Source organism: Tamlana crocina (assembly GCF_012037625.1).
On record NZ_JAAVJS010000667.1, the window covers coordinates 1 to 325 of the forward strand.

Genomic DNA, 325 nt, shown 5'->3' on the forward strand with positions numbered 1-325 from the left:
TTTTCCCTTTTTCCATAGATGGTCAGGTCGCCTGCAAACCCGAGAGCTTTATTCAGGGAGAGGTATTCATCGGGAATGCTGAAAGTCCCGGGATTTGCTACTTCTCCGAGAACGGTTACCTGGAAATTGACAATTCTGATATTAATAATTGGATTCTGTACATAGACAGCAATTTTTTTCTGCAACTTTTGGGAAAGTTCCTGCCTCGTCATTCCCGCCACGTGCACGGTGCCAAGCACCGGAAATTCGATATTGCCTTCGGAATCTACAAGATAGGTTTGTAATTGTGGCTGGCCGCTCACCCGGGTCGCATCTCCTGTACTGG

Annotated in this window: 1 protein-coding gene; it reads right to left on the bottom strand. The window is 47.1% G+C overall.

Annotated features, from left to right (window positions below; genetic code table 11):
* The coding region (locus HC176_RS18495; RefSeq protein WP_209309822.1) for a polysaccharide biosynthesis/export family protein at positions 1-325 on the bottom strand (325 nt) is incomplete at both ends.